Annotated in this window: 11 protein-coding genes; 9 read left to right on the top strand and 2 right to left on the bottom strand. The window is 55.6% G+C overall.

Going from position 1 to position 18,386, the window contains the following annotated elements:
* Window positions 1-2,400: response regulator (locus tag ABX962_RS09510; RefSeq protein WP_372718811.1), on the top strand; the 2,400-nt coding region annotated here is incomplete at its 5' end.
* A 218-nt stretch (window positions 2,401-2,618) separates the two neighbouring features.
* Here the strand turns inward: ABX962_RS09510 and ABX962_RS09505 are convergent.
* Both ABX962_RS09505 and ABX962_RS09500 read right to left on the bottom strand, forming a co-directional pair.
* The gene (locus ABX962_RS09505; protein ID WP_372718809.1) at window positions 2,619-3,098 is read right to left on the bottom strand and encodes a hypothetical protein; all 480 of its coding nucleotides are present in this window, start codon (window positions 3,096-3,098) and stop codon (window positions 2,619-2,621) included.
* Between the two features lie 160 nt (window positions 3,099-3,258).
* Window positions 3,259-3,948, bottom strand: coding sequence for a metallophosphoesterase family protein (locus ABX962_RS09500; RefSeq protein ID WP_372718807.1), 690 nt, complete (start codon window positions 3,946-3,948; stop codon window positions 3,259-3,261).
* A gap of 803 nt (window positions 3,949-4,751) precedes the next feature.
* On the opposite strand from ABX962_RS09500, the gene ABX962_RS09495 reads away from it, so the two are divergent.
* The 8 genes from ABX962_RS09495 (at window position 4,752) to ABX962_RS09460 (ending at window position 18,123) form a co-directional block, all read left to right on the top strand.
* On the top strand, window positions 4,752-5,816 hold the full coding sequence (locus tag ABX962_RS09495) for an AAA family ATPase (protein WP_372718805.1): 1,065 nt from the start codon (window positions 4,752-4,754) through the stop codon (window positions 5,814-5,816).
* Complete coding sequence (locus tag ABX962_RS09490) at window positions 5,806-6,687, top strand: DUF58 domain-containing protein (protein ID WP_339941394.1); 882 nt, start codon at window positions 5,806-5,808, stop codon at window positions 6,685-6,687. The genes ABX962_RS09495 and ABX962_RS09490 overlap by 11 nt, the downstream gene beginning before the upstream one ends.
* Before the next feature lie 92 nt (window positions 6,688-6,779).
* A complete protein-coding gene (locus ABX962_RS09485; RefSeq protein WP_372718803.1) occupies window positions 6,780-9,179 on the top strand; it encodes a BatA domain-containing protein in 2,400 nt (799 codons plus the stop codon).
* Window positions 9,176-11,974 (top strand): VWA domain-containing protein, encoded by a 2,799-nt coding sequence (locus tag ABX962_RS09480; protein WP_372718801.1) that lies wholly within the window; start codon window positions 9,176-9,178, stop codon window positions 11,972-11,974. The genes ABX962_RS09485 and ABX962_RS09480 overlap by 4 nt, the downstream gene beginning before the upstream one ends.
* Window positions 11,975-14,344, top strand: a complete 2,370-nt coding sequence (locus tag ABX962_RS09475; protein ID WP_372718799.1) for a polyketide synthase — start codon at window positions 11,975-11,977, stop codon at window positions 14,342-14,344. It abuts the gene before it with no gap.
* A 32-nt stretch (window positions 14,345-14,376) separates the two neighbouring features.
* Window positions 14,377-16,212 carry a hypothetical protein gene (locus ABX962_RS09470; protein WP_372718797.1) on the top strand — a complete coding sequence of 612 codons (1,836 nt, stop codon included), beginning with the start codon at window positions 14,377-14,379 and terminating at the stop codon, window positions 16,210-16,212.
* A 91-nt stretch (window positions 16,213-16,303) separates the two neighbouring features.
* Window positions 16,304-17,386 (top strand): hypothetical protein, encoded by a 1,083-nt coding sequence (locus tag ABX962_RS09465; RefSeq protein ID WP_372718796.1) that lies wholly within the window; start codon window positions 16,304-16,306, stop codon window positions 17,384-17,386.
* A 341-nt stretch (window positions 17,387-17,727) separates the two neighbouring features.
* Window positions 17,728-18,123, top strand: a complete 396-nt coding sequence (locus tag ABX962_RS09460) for an endonuclease domain-containing protein (RefSeq protein WP_372718794.1) — start codon at window positions 17,728-17,730, stop codon at window positions 18,121-18,123.
* The last annotated feature ends 263 nt before the right edge of the window (window positions 18,124-18,386 follow it).

Below are 18,386 nucleotides of genomic sequence, written 5' to 3'. Positions count from 1 at the left end.
ATTTTTGGCGAAGTGTTTTACACCAACCGGTTTGGCGTCAATGCAGCTCAAACCAATCGTACTTCGGATTATCGTCAAGACGACGAGTTGTGGTGGCAACGTGCCTTCGAGGACGACGTTTATATCGGCGACGTGATGCGTGATGAAAGCGCCGGTGTTTACTCGGTCGATATCTGCTTGCGTGTCGACGACGAGAGCGGTCGACCGTTGGGGGTGTTGAAAGCGGTGATGAACATCCAAGAGGTGTTCAGCGTGATCGATACTCGCGTCGGTCGATACCGGGCCGATGAACGATTGGTCCTGTTTACGGCCGACAGACGCGTGATTCGTGCCAGCAACGAAGAGACTAAGCCGCTATCGGATGGATCGATCTATTTCCAAGACGTGCAGCTCGACTCGGACCACGCCCATGCGGTTTATTACCGCAGTGACAACGCCAGTGGCGAACGGTATTTGTCCGCATTTGCGATCTCGCGTGGTTACGGGGACTTTGAAGGGTTGGGCTGGATCACGATGGACGAACGCCGCGAATCGGTGGTGTTTGCACCGGTGAATCGCTTGCGAAATCGAATTATTTGGATTTCGTCTTTGGCGACCTTGGCCACCATTTTGATTGGCGGAGCGACCGCAATTTCGTTGTCCAAGCGACTCGACCAACTCACTGATGCAACCGTTGCGATTGGCCGCGGGGAACTCGATACCACGGTGGCCACTAAAGGTAACGACGAAGTGGCTGAGTTGGCGCGGCATTTTAATCGCATGGGCCGCGAGCTACAGCAAACGCATCACGATTTGACCGTTGCTCGCGATGAAGCACGTGATGCGAACAAGGCCAAAAGTTCGTTTCTTGCCAACATGAGTCATGAAATCCGCACGCCGATGAATGGCATCATCGGGATGGGCGAGTTGTTAGCGACCTCGCAATTGAGTCATGAACAGCGGGATTATTTGAACATGATCCAGCAGTCAGCAGATTCGTTGTTGCGGTTGCTAAATGACATTCTTGACTTTTCGAAAATTGAAGCAGGGCGTCTGGAGCTCGAAGAGATTGGATTCAGTCTACGTGACTGTATCGAACAAACCGGACAAGCACTGGCGATTCGGGCTGCGGAGAAAGACTTGGAGATGGCTTGCCGGATCGACCCCGATCTGCCCGATACATTCCTGGGCGATCCCGGCCGGATCCGGCAAATCATTGTCAACCTTGCCGGCAATGCGATCAAGTTTACTGAGCAAGGCGAAGTGGTGATCGACGTCACACGCCAATCATGCTGCGAAAACAAAGTCCAATTGCACTTCCGCGTGATCGATACCGGGGTCGGTATTCCAGCGGAAAAGCAGGAAAAGATCTTTGAAGCGTTTGGACAGGCCGATGCATCGACAACCCGTGAATTTGGTGGTACCGGGTTGGGGCTAACCATTTCCTCGCAACTCGTTGCGATGATGAATGGTGAACTTTGGGTGGAAAGCGAAGTGGGCAAAGGGACCACGTTCCATTTCACGATCGAATTGACCGTGCAAGATGATTTGGAAAAACAACATCGCGTGGAGGAATTGTCGCTGCATCCGATGCATGTCCTGATCGTGGATGACAATCGCACCAACCGGCGAATTTTCGAGGAGGTCCTCAAGAGCTGGAACATGGAAACGGTTTCCACCGACGCCGCGACCCAAGGGCTGAAGGAACTGAAACAAGCGGCGTCCTCCGAACACCCATTTGATCTGGTCCTGCTGGATTACATGATGCCAGAAATGGATGGCTTTGGTTTTGCCGAACAGGTGCGAACCGACGAGCGTTTGCGTGGCACAAAAATTATCATGTTGTCCTCGGCCGCCCAGTCCGGACACGCCAAGAAGTGTCAAGATTTGGGGATCGTTCGTTACATGACCAAACCCGTCGTGCAATCCGAACTGCTCAATACGATGCTCAGTGTCTTTCAAGAGCCGAGCGCATCTGAGAATGGAAGCGGTCGAGAAACCGCGATTCCCGAAAGGCTACCCGAAGCCGCGGTGCTGAATATCTTGCTTGCCGAAGATGGCATGGTGAATCAGCGAGTCGCGACTGGATTTTTGAAGCGAAAAGGGCACAAAGTTGTCATCGCAGAGGATGGCAGAAAAGCGGTCAGCGCGTGGGAAAAGGGCTCGTTCGACCTGATCTTGATGGACGTGCAAATGCCTGAGTTGGATGGCATCGAAGCGACCGAGTTGATTCGGCAAAAAGAGCAAGCCAGCAACACGCATATTCCGATCATCGCAATGACCGCCAACGCAATGAAAGGAGACCGCCAACGCTGTCTGGACGCGGGGATGGACGATTACGTGTCCAAACCGATCCAGCCAGATTTGCTGTACGAGGCAATTCAGAAATGGACGTCGCAGCTTGACACCGACGGGCGTTAAGCCGCCACCGTCATCGGTACAGGCACGATTGGAGTGATTTCAATAGCGGTGCGGCGCGAGCCGCCCGGTAAATCAGGAACGTTTCACTCGCTACAACCCGACGAGTCCCCGCGCCGCGAACGCTGCCCAAAGTCGATGGCACGGCATGTTGGAACGCTGCCCGTTGGAACGCTGCCCGTTGGAACGCTGCGTGTTGGGGCGGTCGGTGTGCGAGCAGTTTAGTTTCCGGGGTTGGAAACCGGAGTGGCCATAAACGGATTCGTTCGCTCCTGGCCGGTCGGCGCTCGGTTTTCGAGCGTGTCATTGTTGACGGTAAAGGCGAACAGCGGTGTTTGGAACGCGTCTTCGTAGATGTGTCGCACGGTCCAGCCGTTTTCGGAAGCCGATGTCGCGGCGGCGTTCTTCTTTGCCAACGCCATACCGGCCTCTCGCATTCGTTCGCGATCGACGTGACGAAATTGGTTCATTCCTTTGCGGCTGACCACGTACCAGAAATCGACGGAGTCAACGGTGGGATCGACCACGACTTTTTGCAGCATCGTGTACTCGTCCACAAGAATCGGGCATTCGGCATTGGCGGTCGCCAGCGTTTCCCGCATGTTCTGCTTGGGACCGAACAGGTCACATCCCGATGCCATCGCCAAGCTAAAGACAACAAAGCTAACAAAAAAGAACGTTTTGGGAGGGCGAGTGGACATGGTAGGGAACCGTTGAGAATCATTTTGCTCCACCAACAACGGACGTTGGTGTCTACAAAAAAACGTAGGTTCCTATGTCGCTGCTCGCAAACGATCCAAAACGAAGCGGACGTCTCGAGGAAAAATGGGGCGTTACAACCCGAAGGATCGTTTTGATCGTTTAGCAAACGTCATCGAGATAGAACTTGCGGGTCTGGCCGAATTGATTGGCTTGCCACAGCCGTTTCGATTCGACATCCAGACAACTGAGCCATCCGCTGCCGTACGCCCGAGTGTCGATGCAGATGGCGTTGTCCGTTCGAATGGGATAGCCTGATTTTTGAGACGTGTGTCCGCATACGACAATTTTTCCAGAAGCATGACGAGGTTGATAACTGAATTTTTCCCAGTACAGAAAGTAGTTTTCCTGCTCGCTCATCGGCACATCGGGATCGTAGCTGGCATGCACGAAGATAAAGTGGTCTGATTCGTAATAGGGCAGGACTCGATTGCTAAGAAAGTTCCAATGCGATTGCGGAACGTTTTCCAGCGTTCCCGCGTCGGCTTTGCCATTGGGAGAGTACGAGCACAATGCAGCGTAACCGCCGAGGCCGAGCCAGCGATCGTAATGATCTTGATCGTTGCGGCTTTGGGCCATCATCAAATCGTGATTGCCTCGCAGCGGGATCAATTTGTGCGTTTTATCTTTGCTGATCAACCAATCCAACACGCGACGTGAATCGGGGCCGCGGTCGACGTAATCTCCCAATGTGACAATGGTGTCCTCCGGAGTGATCTCGACAAACGTCTCGAGGGTAACGAGTGCCGTGTAGCAGCCATGGATATCTCCAATGGCAAGTAATCTCGGCATTATGAATGCTCCCTCCAATGCGTCCCCTGTAATTCCCTAACCACTTTTTAGAATACATTTGTGAATTTGCAACACCGCAAGGAATGAGTGACGCACGCGACGGATTATCGAGGCTTCCGCAGCTGAAGGGCGCTAGATTGGTTTGAATCCAGGGCAAAGACTTTGCCGCTGAAATCTTCGCTGAATCCATCGTCGCGTCCCACGGTTAACCACTGGCGATCGAGTGCAACGGCAATGTTCAGAATCTCGCTGCGGCGAGAGTTCGCTGGGGCGAGAGTAGCGGTCGGCGACTTTTCGGAAGGAGCGGAGTCCGTTCGTGTGCCCGTGCGCCCGTGCGCCCGTGTGCCCGTGTGCCCGTGTGCCCGTGGGTTGCCGATGAGGGATAGGGCCAGCGGGGGATCATCATCGACAACCTTGCCGCCCAGGAACGGCGACAGCATCGGTCGCTGCGGCATCGGCCGGGCGTCGATGGGATGTTTTGCGGGGCTGCGTCGACGTCCACGAACGTCCGGTATTTGCGAGCAACCGGACGCTGCCACCCTCTTTGGGGACTGGGGGGGATCAACGCTAAGCAGCCCATCTCGGACGCCCCAATTCGTCCGTACAGGCGACTCAGAAGGGGGAGGTGGAGGCAAATTTTCTAATTTGTGTGGCGTCAATTTTGAATGTCGCGGCCCTTTTGTGCTTCCCAGGGCGCTTGAAGTTGAGATTCTTGGTATTCTGTTAACATAAATTGAGGCGGACGGCCCTCGTCGCCAAATCACTCCATGATTGACTACCCCTTCCAGAAGTAAGGATGTTGCATGTCCGCAGACGCCGCGGCAAATCAGAACGGGATCAGCGAAGCTGACTCGAAACGATTGCATGAAGCTCGCAAGCGAATCATTGAACAACTGGGCAAAATCATCGTCGGCCAGGAAACGGTCATCGACGAAATCATGATCTGCCTGTTTAGCCGAGGGCACTGCATGCTCGAGGGCGTCCCGGGGTTGGCCAAAACATTGATGATCAGCACGCTGGCTCAAACCTTGGACCTGTCGTTCAGCCGGATCCAGTTCACGCCCGACTTGATGCCGGCCGACGTGACGGGGACGGAAATCATCGAAGAGGACCGCTCGACCGGCAAACGCGACTTTCGCTTTATGGAAGGTCCGTTGTTTGCCAACGTGGTCTTGGCAGACGAAATCAACCGGACGCCGCCGAAAACGCAAGCCGCGCTGCTCGAAGCGATGCAGGAGCGTCAAGTCACCGTCGGGCGTAATCGGCACGTGTTGTCCGATCCGTTCTTCGTTTTGGCGACACAGAACCCGATCGAACAAGAGGGAACCTATCCGCTTCCTGAGGCTCAGCAGGACCGGTTTATGTTCAAGGTTTTTGTCGAGTACCCAAGCTTTGACGAGGAATTTGAAGTTGCGCGTCGCACGACGGGCAAGGCGGCCGAAAAGGTCGAAGCGGTATTGGGGGCCGAAGAGATTCTCAGGCTACAAGAATTGGTACGCCAAGTCCCCGTCAGCGACCATGTCGTCCGCTACGCACTTTCGCTGGTGCGTCAAACCCGCGTCGGCGGTGAAGGGGTTCCCGACTTTGTTGACGAATTGGTGGGTTGGGGGGCTGGCCCACGGGCGGTTCAGTTCTTAATCCTTGGTGGCAAAGCACGAGCACTTTTGGAAGGACGTTTTCATGTGCAGATCGAAGACATCCAATACTTGGCCAAACCAGTGCTTCGCCACCGCATGGTTGTCAACTTCGCCGCCGAAAGTGACGGAGTGACCAGCGACGACGTGATCCAGCGAATTATTGCCGCGACGCCAACGACCGAGGACGAACTTTCCCGCGATGCCCGATTCCAAAAAATATTTGCGTCCTGAGGTTACCGCTCGGATTCGTCGACTCGAGTTGACGGCCCGCCGAGTGGTCGAAGGATTTTTATCGGGAATGCATCGCAGTCCGTACTTTGGACAATCGATCGAATTCCTGCAGCACCGCCAATACACTCGAGGCGACGAGATTCGTCACATCGATTGGAAGGTGTATGCGCGTCAAGATCGGCTGCACATCAAGCAGTACGAAGAGGAAACGAATCTTCGGCTGACGCTGCTTGTCGACCGTTCGGCCAGCATGGCGTACGGCGATGGAGAATCAAACAAATTCGATTATTCGGCATCGATTGCTGCGTCGTTGGCGTATCTTGCCTTGCGTCAAAAGGATGCTACGGGGCTCGTCACCTTTGATACCAAGGTGCGTGCGACGGTGCCTGCGAAAAGCAATCAACAACAATTGAATCGGATTTTGGCTACGCTCGATTCGGTCGGCGCCGATGGACGCACCGACTTGGTGTCCGTGGCCAAAGAAATCTCGCAAGGTCTTCCACGTCGCGGTTTGGTGGTGATCATTTCTGACTTGCTCGGTGTCGATTCGCTGCTAGAAGGTTTGCGTCTGCTTCGCCAACGCGGACACGACGTGGCGATGTTCCATGTGCTACATGACCACGAGATTGACTTTGAATTTAACGGTGCCACTCGTTTTGAAGGTCTCGAAAGCGAAGATTTTTTAAACTGCAACCCACGCGCACTCCGCGAAGGTTACTTGGCCGCACTGGACGAATTTTTGACGAGCACCAAGAAAGCGTGTGGGCGTTTGTCGATTGACTATTTGCAAGTCCGCACCAGCGAACCGCTGGACGCGGTGCTTGCCAAATTCCTGGCCGCGCGACAATCACTGCCTAAACTAAAACGTTAGCCCCGACTGAACTGATAGCCCCTGCAGGGACGTGACGCTGCTGCGGAATCCTGTATTTTTTTACACTTCACTCTTCTGACTTCGAACTTCCCTTGTTTCTCTACCCCGCATTAACGATCGGCTTTCTGTTTGTCGCGGTGCCGTTGTTGGTCCATTTGATCAACATGCTTCGGCATCGAAGACAAAAATGGGCTGCCATGGATTTTTTGCTCGCGAGTTACCGCAAGCAGAAAAAGTGGATTCGCTTGCGACAGTTGCTGCTGTTGTTGGCTCGCTTGGCTGTGGCAGCCGTTTTGATTGCGATGCTGTGCGGTTGGAACGGGGGCGGACAGATGCTTGGCGTGTTGGGAGGAACCACAACGCACCACGTCGTTGTTCTAGACGACAGCTATTCGATGGGGGATGCGTCGGGGGGAACCTCCGCTTACGCCCGTGCGCTCGAAGCACTACAAGAATTAACGCGGCGAATCGCCACCGACGATGGCAATCATCAATTGACCGTGATGCGATCGAGTCGGGCGGCGTTGACGTTGCGAGGCGGTAGTGAGTCAGGCGATTCGGCAGCCGATTTGTCGGCGCAAACGGTGACGTCCGATTCACGGCTGATCAGCCGAGTCATGTCGACATCCGCGTCGTCGGTGTTGACCGATTTGGTGCCGGCCTTGGATTTGGCAACCGAGTTGATCCAATCGACTCCGGCGGATCAAAAGGTGTTGTACATCGCCAGCGATTTTCGCGACCGCGATTGGGCGGCACCTCAGCGGTTGGCCGAAGCGATGCGTGCGATTTCGGCAGACGATGTTTCGATTCGGATGATCGATTGTGCAACCGGCAATGCCGCCAATCTTTCGGTCGTCGATGTCTCACCTGCCCAAGATGTGTGGGTCGCAGGCGTGCCAGTGGTGATCAATGCCAAGGTCCGCAACAACGGCCCTAGCGACGTCAACAACGTCTCGCTTGATAGTCGCGTTTATCACTATCCCAGCGAGGTGACTCAGCCTGATCCGACCTTGGTGACCAGCGGTCGCGTCGAAACGCTGCCCGCGTTGGTGATCGAATCTTTGCCCGCAGGCGAAGAGGTGACTGTGACGTTTCAGGTATTCATTGCCGAGCAGGGAGTGCATGCGATCGAAGTTTCGTTACCCGAGGATGCGTTGTCGATCGACAATAAACGAAGCTGCACTTTGCCACTTTCGGATTCCGAAAAAGTGCTGGTGATCGATGCCGACCCCGAGGCTCGCGGGGCCTACCACGTTGCGTCGGTGTTGGATCCGGGTAGCCAAGTTCGTATCGGGGCGATTCCCGATGTCCAGCCGCCTTCGTTTTTGCGGTCCGCGACGCTGGAAACATTCGCCGCCTACCGAGCGGTTTATTTGATTAATATTCCCGAGATCAACGAAAATGTCGCCGATGCGTTGGACCGATATGTTCGCCGTGGCGGCGGGTTGTTGTGGTTCCTCGGTGACGACATCCAACGGGATTCCTACAATCGTAATCTGCTGTCCGAGGGTCGACGATTGTTGCCAATGCCGCTGGACGAATCAAAACCGGTCGCACAGTCCGACGAGGGCACGACTGCGGATGTGGTGTTTGGGGATTCGCCCGAGTTGCTCGCTCCGCTGAAAACGGCAGGCGACGCCGCGCTGTCGCTGATTGGTTTATCACGTTCCTGGACGCTTGACACGCCGGGAATCGAGGCCGCGGATGATCCCAATCGGCCACGCGTCAAAACGGTTCTGAAACGTCGTGATGGCAACGCATTTGTGACGCAGCATGATGTTGATCGAGGACGCGTGATCACGGTGCTCAGTGGGATCGACGGTCAATGGACCAATTGGCCCGGCGATCCCACGTTTGTTGTCTTTCTATTACAAGCCAATGCGGATCTATGGAGTGGAGCGGCCCCGCCGACTCGTCGCTTTATCGACGAACCGGTCGAGCGCACGATCGCACTGGATCAATACGCACCGCAAGTGATGTATTTGCCCGCAACCGAACAACCCCCGCGAGTTCCCATCGAAATGGTTGCCGAGCCGATCGAAACCGACGCGAATACCGAAACACTTGCGAAAGTGGTGCTGGATCCGATGGAGATGGTGATTGCGGGCGAAGCAAACGTCAGCGATCTATTGCAACCGGGGATTTCGGAGTGGGCGTTTACGCAAACCGATGGACGCCGCAGTATCATTCCGGTCGCGTCGGTGATCCGCAGCGGCGAAGGCAATTTAAAGCGTGCAGACCCTGCCGTGATTCAACAAAACCTGTTGCCAGTGGATGTGCGATTTTTGAGTAGCGAAGCATGGAACGCCGAGAATCAGACAGCCGGAAGCTCGACGTTGACCCTGTTTTTGTTGGGGCTGCTGGGGCTATTGCTGGCGGCCGAGCAAGCTTTGGCCTATTGGGCTAGTTATCACACCGCATCCACTGCGTTGGGTGGCGGAAAACGTCCGGCAAGTCATCTCGGAGCCTTTTCGTTGCGAGGTGCTCGATGAACGTAACAACAAACGCTAACGTGAACCAAGCGATGGTGGATGCGGCCCCTGGCGCCGCCGCTCACAACACGCAGCACATTGTTTACGAATTCGCCCGAGCGACTTCGTTGGAAGGTTGGTGGTCGTGGGCACTATTGATCGCCGCAATCGCTGCGATCTTATTTGTTTGCATTCGACTGTATCGGCGTGACACAAGCGAGTTGTCGGTCGTCACGCGGCGAACATTGATCGGACTGCGGTTGATGACGATCGCTGCGCTGATTTTCTTTTTCTTTGATCTGCACCGACGAACCGAACGGATGGTGACACGGCCGAGCGAAGTGACGATTTTGGTGGATACCAGCCAGAGCATGTCGCTGCCGGTCGGTTCGATGGCCAGCACGGAGAGTCGGGCCGAGCGGACCGCCCGTTTGCTGAACGAATCGAATCTTCTTGAAAAACTCGAAACCGAACATCGCGTCAGTATTTATTCGTTTGACCAAACCAGTGAACCCAAATTGTTGGAGTCACGGGGCGGGCCCGCAGTGACCAATCCCGACAATTCGGAATCCGCACCGACGCGGCCGCCGGTTTCCAAATGGGCGACCGCCGGCGCGTTGTTGGTCGGAGTGGGGATCGTGTTGTCGGTGCTGTCGCTGCTGTTTGGGGTGGCGGGCCGCGTCGAGCTTGTCGGATGGTGTGTGGGCGGGGCCGCGTTTGCGTTTGCGCTGGGCATCATCGGGCTGGGCAGCGTGTACGCCGTCAATACGCAGCGAAGTTTGGCGCAAATCCTGGGGGTAGAGCCGAGTGCGATCGAACCGGTTTTGGAAAACGAAACCCCCGCAAATGAGACCACGAAACCGCTTCGTGTATCGGATTGGGCCAAAGAGCTCGCAGCGACCGGAGCCCAAAGCCGGATCGGTGACGCGCTTCGCAGCGTGCTGGCCGATCATGATCCGTCGACGCTGGCAGGAGTGGTCGTGTTAACCGATGGCCAGAACAACGGCGGAGTCGGTTTGACCGCTGCAATCGCCACGGCAACGCGAAGCGAAGTCGCGGTGTTCCCGGTCGGCTTGGGAAGCAGCAGTGCCCCGACGAACGTCCGTGTGGTGGATCTCGATGCGCCACGCCGCGTTTATCCCGGTGACAAGTTTGCGATCACAGCGATGTTGCAAGCCAGTGGCCCGAAAGAACTCGAAGTTGACGTGCAGTTGCTCGACAAGCTGGACGACGATGCAGCGGAGACCAACCAGTCGGATCCGACCGCGAATTTGGGCGAGGTCATCGACAGCAAAAAAGTCAAAGTGGCCAGCGACGGTACGTTGTCGGCGATCCGTTTCGAAATGGAACCGGACTCAGTGGGCCGTCGCCGTTTAGCCGTCCGCGTTGTCGCTCCGAAGGAAGATCAAAACAAACGCGACGATGCTCGTGACGCACGGTACGAAGTTGTCGCCAAGAAGCTTCGCGTGCTGGCGATTGCCGGCGGTCCTACTCGCGAATACCGCTTTGTTCGCAACTTATTGTTTCGCGACAAATCGATCGAGCTTGATGTTTGGTTGCAAACCGGTCGTCCGGGGATGAGCCAGGATGCCGACCAAGTGTTGCAAGAGTTTCCTTCGCGGCCCGAAGATCTTTTCCAGTACGACACGATTATGGTGTTCGATCCTGATTGGACCGCGATCTCGGCCGAATCACTCGATTTGATGGATCGTTGGATCAGCCAACAAGCGGGCGGTTTGATCATCGTTGCGGGCCCGGTTTACCACCCGCAGTGGACTCGATTACGGACGGACCCTCGTGTTAGCCGGATCTCGGGTTTCTTTCCTGTAAATCTGTCGACTCGTGGTGCACTGCTGAGCGGCGGTCGCCAAGGGGGCGACAATCCGTGGCCGTTGGACTTTACCCCCGAAGCCCGTCGTGCTGAGTTTTTGTGGGTTGCCGAAGACCCTGCTGAAAGCTTTGATGTCTGGGAACAATTTGGTGGCGTCTACGATTTTGTCGGTGTCAAAAGTGCGAAGCCAGGAGCCAAGGTTTACGCCAATTTCTCGGATCCGACGACTGAGATCGGTGGCACGAAACCGGTTTACTTAGCGTCTCATTTTTACGGTGCCGGGCGGGTTTATTTCCAAGGCAGCGGTGAAATGTGGCGACTTCGCGGCGAGAGCGACGCCTATTTCGACAGCTACTACACCAAGCTGGTCCGCTGGGTCAGCGAGGGACGATTGATGCGTGACAGCACTCGAGGCGTGTTGCTGGTCGACTCGTCGCGAGTGATGGTGGGCGAGACGATCACGGTGCGTGCGATTTTGACCGACGACCAATTCGAGCCGTTGAATGTGCCCGAGGTGAGTGCAAAGTTGTTGGCCCCAAGTGGTCGCATCGACGACATCAAGCTGTTGCCGCTCAAGGGCGAACCGCGACCGGGGACCTACGGCGGCCGCTTCGTCGTGCGTGAGGCTGGCAGTTACGAATTACGACTGACGCTGGGCGATGCACTCGAAGAACAAGTGCTGCGTCAAAGCGTGCAAGTCCGCTTGCCGACGGTCGAACTTGAACGTCCTCGACGTAACGATGATGAACTGAAACAACTTGCCGATATGACTGGCGGCACTTATTCACCGATGGGCGAACAAACGGATCTGCAATCGCTTGCGGGTTCGCTGACTTCGCTCTTAAAACCGCAACCTCAAACCACCGTACTGCCGGGGACACCGGACATCGATTTTAACCGTCGCCGGAACATCGTGTTGATGTGGCTGATTGCGACCATGTTGACGATGGAATGGGTTACCCGGCGATTGCACCGATTGGCTTAGATGGGCACACAACATTCACTTGATCCGAAACTTCGTCATCTGATCGATTCGCTCCGCCAGCGGATTCGTCGGTATGTGGTCGTGGATTCACTGTTGGCGATTGCCACCGTGGTGTTGGCGGCGTTTTGGATCGGTTTGGCTTTGGACTACGGTCCGGTGTTGATGGGCGGCACCGAAATGCCACCGCTGGCACGATTGATCCTGTTGATCGTAGTCGCCGTGATCCTAGTGGTGATTTTGGCTCGGTTGCTGATTGGACGATTGCGGCGACCGCTGCCTGACGACAGCCTGGCTCTACTGTTGGAACGCCAGCACCCGCATCTCGGCGGCCGCTTAGTGACCACGGTTCAATTGAATCAATCCGGCCGCGTGTATGATTCGCACGCCGAACAGTTGTTGAAACAAGTCCACATGCAAGCGACTCAGGCAGTCGACGAAGTCGATACGTCGCGTGTTTTTTCTTGGCAACCGATCGTGCGAAAGTCGCTGGTTGTCGCGCCGTTGTTGCTGGCGTCGTTGCTGTTGTTGATCTTCAGTCCTGCAGCGTTTGGTCGCGCCGCCGGTCGTTTGACGCTGTTGTCGAACGATCCCTGGCCGCGTCGTGCGAAGCTGGAAATGATCGGCGTCGAATTGCCCGTCATTACCGCCACGGACGAAGAGGCCTTGGCGCCGGAGCTTGTCGAATTTGATGAACATGTGATTCGGCTACCCCGCGGCAGTAGCGGGACGCTTCGCATTCGCGCCAAAGCCGATGACGCCGAAGTTCCCGTGGTCTGCACCGTCTATTATCGCAGCGACGATGGGACTCGCGGCCAATCCAACATGCGTCGCATTGGACGTGTTGTCGACGGTTACCAGTCGTTTGTCTTGGACGGGCCTCCGTTGGCGGGGCTGAGCGATTCGATCTCGCTCAGTGTGCGAGGGCTGGATGCACGGCTCGACGATTTCCGCATCGAAGCGGTCGCTCCGCCAGCGATCACCAGCATGAACGTCTCGGTGCGTTATCCTGATTACCTGCGTCCCGAAGGGGCGTCGGAATTCGATCTGGAAACGAATTATCAAGCAGGATTACGGTTACGCGAAGGCAGCGACGTGGTGCTGACAGCGACCAGCAGCGTTCCACTTGGCGATACCGATGTGGTGCTGAGAAACGATGCGGGCGAATTCGAGCGAGTCGAGTTGATCCCGAGCAAGGATCGTCGTCAAGGACAAATCGTGCTCGACAACTTCACCGCCTCGACCGCCGTTCGGATTGTGCCGCGTGATCAACAAGGCATCTCGGCGCAATCACCCTACCGTTATTTTCTGGGGGTTGTCACCGACGAAGCTCCCGAAGTGCAGATGCGGCTCAATGGGATCGGCACCGCTGTGACCGCGATTGCCAAGATTCCGTTGGAAGTTGTCGCGAAAGACGATTATGGAATTGAGTCACTCGAAGTTTCGGTAACGCAGTTGGCCAAAGAAGACGAAGCCGCTGCGAATCAGGGAAAAGCGAAATCCGATGCTGCGGAAACAAGTCCCGTCGAAGCCAACGGGGTCGACTTGGCATTGAAATGGGACCGGGACGGAAACGCAAATACCGAAATCGATTTGCGTGATCTCGTTTCCGAACAGCGTATGCCCGAGCTGGTTCCCGGCGGAGTGATCCATGTGTTTGCCGAGGCCAGTGACGGATACGATTTGGGCAAATCGCACCTCACCCGCAGTGAGTTGTATCGATTAGAGATTGTCACGCCCGAGAAGCTATTGGCGCTACTTGAGCGGCGTGAATTGGGGCTACGGACGCGGTTGGAACAAACCATCGACGAGACGCGGAATTTGCGAGACACGCTTGATCTGCTTCGCCGACGCGGTTTTGACGCCGCTGCGGATGCCGAGAGTGACGAGAGTGACGAGGGGGATTCGACCCGCGCGGCTCAAGTCCGGCTGCTGAGAGTCCAGCAAACGGGATTACAAACCAACAAAACGACTGAGGAATTGACCGGGATTGCCGCCTCTTTGGACGATTTGTTGCAAGAGATGATCAATAACCGGGTTGATTCTGCGGATCGTCGCGAACGCATTGGTGTCGGGGTACGAGATCCGTTGAAAAACATCGTCGCGGGACCGCTGCAGCGTTTGAAGGATCAGATTCGCGCGATTGAACAGAATATTGAAAAGCCCGAGGATGCGTCTGCGAAAACCAAAGCAGCGGTCCAGACGGCCGAAGATGTTTTGCTGCAATTGACCGCGGTGCTGGAAAAGATGCTTGATCTGGAAAGCTATAATGAAATCCTTGACATGGTGCGTGAGTTGATCGATGACCAAAACGAACTGCTCGACGAAACCAAAGCGGAACAGAAAAAACGCGTGTTAGACCTGTTCAAATAGGGCCTTACATATCACATCCGAGTGATCGAATCATGATTCAACCAAAGACTCTTAAAAACCTCGTCTTTACTTTCGGGCTCGGGTTTCTGCTCAGCGGCTTTGTTGCAGCTCCATTGGCCAAGGCTCAGGAAGCGAATCTTCCCGAGCGGCAAACGGGCGTGGCGTCGCGTTACGAGCGGTTGGAAGAACTGTTGCTGCGGCTGGCCGAGATGGAGGCCGCTGAGAATCCCGAACGAGCTGCGTTGTTGCGTCGGGCGGCGCGTCAATCGCGTGACCAATTTGTGCTCAGCCAACTGCGTGACGCCACCGAGGCGCTGCAAAACCAACGGTTCCAAGAAGCGGTCGACAAACAAAAAGGGGCCGCCGATGGACTGCAAGGATTGTTGCAGTTGCTGATGAGTGAGGATCGTTCAAAGCGAATCCGGGATGAAAAACAGCGGGTTGCCAATCTGATCAAAGATCTAAAACGAGTCGAACGTGCCGAGCGAAGCACACGGGCGCGGAATGAAAATGGCGCCGACTTGAAAGAGGTCCAAGCCGAACAGGAAGCGATCACTAAACGCAGTGAAGCACTGCAGGCGGAACTGTCCGAGAAAGATGCCGAAGAATCATCGGCAGAGGAAAAAGGCGACGAAAAAGCCGACAACGGATCCGACGACAAACAGGAAAAAGCGAGCGATAAACAAGAAAAAGGGGACGAGAAACCTGCCAAGCCGGGTGAGGAGTCGGATGCTCCCAAAGATTCAAAGGATCCAGAATCGGGCGACGCAAAGTCCGATGATGCCCAATCGGAAAAAGGGGACGGCATGGCCCCCCAAGACCCGAGCGATCAAAAACCTGGCGATCAAAAGCCTGGCGAATCCGGGGACCCATCCGAGAACAAACCGAGCGATTCTGAATCTCCCAAGCCCTCGGATGCAAAACCGTCCGACGCCAAGCCCTCGGATTCCAAACCGAGTGGCGATCCATCGCAGTCGCCTCCCAGTGGCGATTCTCCGCCCGAGTCATCGGATTCGCCTCAAGATCAAGCTCCGTCGCCACAGAGCCCTCAGCAACAAGCCGAGCAGCAGTTGCAAAAGGCGATCGAGAAGATGAAGGAAGCAGAAAAGGAGCTTGAGCAAAACAAACGCGCCGACGCGACAGAGAAGCAGCGAGAAGCCGAGGACAACCTGCGTGAGGCCATCGATCGACTCGAGCGGATTTTGCGTCAGCTGCGTGAAGAAGAGATGCAACGCGAGCTGGCGAAGCTGGAAAGTCGGCTGCGGCGGATGGCTGCGATGCAGTCCAAGGTATTGGATGACACGATTGCACTGGCGGCGACCCCGAAATCCCAGCGCAACCGTCAAACCGATCTCAAAGCGGGCGATTTGGCGTTTGAAGAGAAGAAAATCACGCTCGAAGCGGACCGTGCGATGCTATTACTACGTGAAGAAGGTTCGAGTGTCGCGTTCCCCGAAGTGGTTTCACAAATTCGCCTCGATACGACGCATGTGGCCGAGCGGCTCGGTGAGACTAAGATAGATGCAGTCACACAAGGGATCCAGCAAGACATATTAGCGGCTCTTGAGGAGATGATTGCCGCCACTCAGAAGGCGCAGCGGGATCTGGAAAAGAAGAAGCAGCAACAGCAGGGCCAGCCTCAGCAGGGGGGAAAGCAGGAGCAACCCCTCGTCGAAGCACTGGCCGAATTAAAATTGATCCGTACGATGGAAACGCGGATAAAAACAACGACATCCCGTTACTCGGGGTTGTTAGAATCAAAGGAATCAACGGCAGAAGAGACATTGCCCTTGCTTCAAGACTTGTCGGAACGTCAGAATCGGTTGTATCAAATCACTCGTGACTTGGTGCTCAAACGCAATCAATAAAACTGCGAGGTTGTCTGTGGGTTACACCAACGCTTCTCAAAGAGCCCTTCATCAAACCGCGTCTGCCCAGCATAGACCGTCGGCGGTGGAAGTGTCCGAGTCAAACCACCATGCGGTTTACCGCTGGCTGATCGCATTTTTTGTCTGGGGTTCGATGGCGATTTTCGCTTCGATGGTGATCGGTGCGGATGCGTTGGAGCGTCGAGCAAGTTGGCAGGCCTACAATGTCGACGAGATGTCGCAGATGCTGCGATCGTCGTTGGACGAACTCGGGATCGTTCCCGATCGGATGGATCAAGCCTCGGACGAATTTGTCTCGGCAATCGAAAAAAATGACGCCGATTCGCTCGACGCCTTCGTCGCGGTGATTCGAGGTATTGCACCGACGGTAGAAAATTTGGTGAGTTCGACTCAGCGAAGCCTCGCTGCGGCAAGTGCCAGCATCGACCCGAACACTCCCACCTACGGCGAAATTGAATCGTTGCCCAAAACGATGCGGATGAGTGTTCGCACATGGTTGGGCCGTGAATTGGTTCGCAATCGACTTTATGACGAAGCGCTGCCGGTGATTGCTGAAGTCGATCCGACCGAATCGATCGATCCTGCTGCGGTACTGTTTTATCGCGGTGCTTGCTACCACGCGCTGCTGATGAAAAAGGAAGCGTTGGCCGATTTGCGGCGTCTGCTCGAAAACGAAGACGATTGCCCGATCCGATTCTCGCGAACCGCGACGATGATGGTGTCGGACATCAAACCACTCAAAGAAGATTCGCTCGACGAGATCTCGCGGATCATGACTGATGTGACTCGCCGCTTGGATTTGGGCCGCAGCGATGAACAAGTCGAGAAGCGTGAGCAAGAGATCATCGACAAGTTGACGAAGCTGATCGAGAAGATCGAAGAGCAACAACAACAGCAGCAACAGCAACAACAATCCAGTGGTGGCCAAGGAGGTCAGGGTGGCCAAGGTGCCCCGATGGCCGACAGCCAAGCGGGTGGCGCCAGCGGCAATGGCGATGTCGATCGAAAGAAGATCAAAGATCGAGACGGATGGGGAAACCTGCCGCCCGCAGAACGCAACGAGGCGCTACAGCAGATCAGCCGCGACTTGCCCACACATTACCGCGAAGCCATCGAAGCCTACTTTCGTAAACTGGCCACCGAAGGCCAATGAGTTGCTAGACGCCACGCGTTGGTGCTGAATTCATCTCCCCTTTGGGGAGGTCAGAGTCGGCGGCAGCCGTCTCACCGGTGGGGCTCGTTGTGTTTGTGTTGAACCGTGCAAGCAAGAAGTCACCACCCTCCCCGGACGCATCCTGCGACCGACCCTCCCGCACACGGGAGGGTAAATCAGAATTCACCTCCCCATTGGTGGCACCCGCACAAGTCCGTGGCCCCCCTCTCCCCCAATAAAGCCGTGGTTGCCAAAGCAATTTAGTCGATGTGACGCTGGACGCAGCGATGCGTCAAGGTGAGTAACTCTAAGTCGGCTTTATTGGGGGAGAGGGGCTGGGGGTGAGGGGATTAGCAGTGGCAAAACGACGAAGGCGAACCCGAAACGCTGAAGCCACTAAGTTCGCGCGCGATCAACGCTCAACCGCAAATGAGTTCGCGAGTGATGTTTGGCAGATGGTTAGAAATCGTCGTTGCTGTGGCGAGAAGTTTCGCCGCGAAGTTGTGATTGAACCGTATACCGTAGACTTCTGCTGCATCGCTTTGAAGTTGGTCGTGGAAGTCGATGGTGAGCATCACTTTACTGATGCTGGTCTGGCTTCAGATCGAGCGAGAGATCAGTATCTCATGCAACTTGGATACAAGGTCTTAAGGTTTCCGGGTTATGAAGTACTTCGAGATCCGAAGGCGGTGCGCGACCGAATCGCGATGACAGTTACCGAAATTCGGAGCTCGTGAGCCCCCCCCTCACCCCCAGCCCCTCTCCCCCAAAGACTGACTCGCTCGGGCTCGCCAGTCTTTGGGGGAGAGGGGAGCCAAAATTTTGTATCGCTACCTCGACTCTGGGTGGGATTCATTGTGTTAGAAAAGGATGGTGCATGCGTGGTTTCACCACCCTCCCCGGCCGCTTCCTGCGGCCGACCCTCCCGGAGCGAGGGGAAATCCGAAATGGCTTCCCCGCTAGAACTTCCAGCGGTATTCCATCCGCGTGCCGTAGACGT

It is taken from the genome of Novipirellula sp. (genome assembly GCF_041583735.1).
In the GTDB taxonomy this organism is placed as follows: Bacteria; Planctomycetota; Planctomycetia; order Pirellulales; family Pirellulaceae; genus Novipirellula.
Note: the sequence above shows the minus strand (reverse complement) of the source record. Positions and strands in the feature narration are given on the sequence as shown.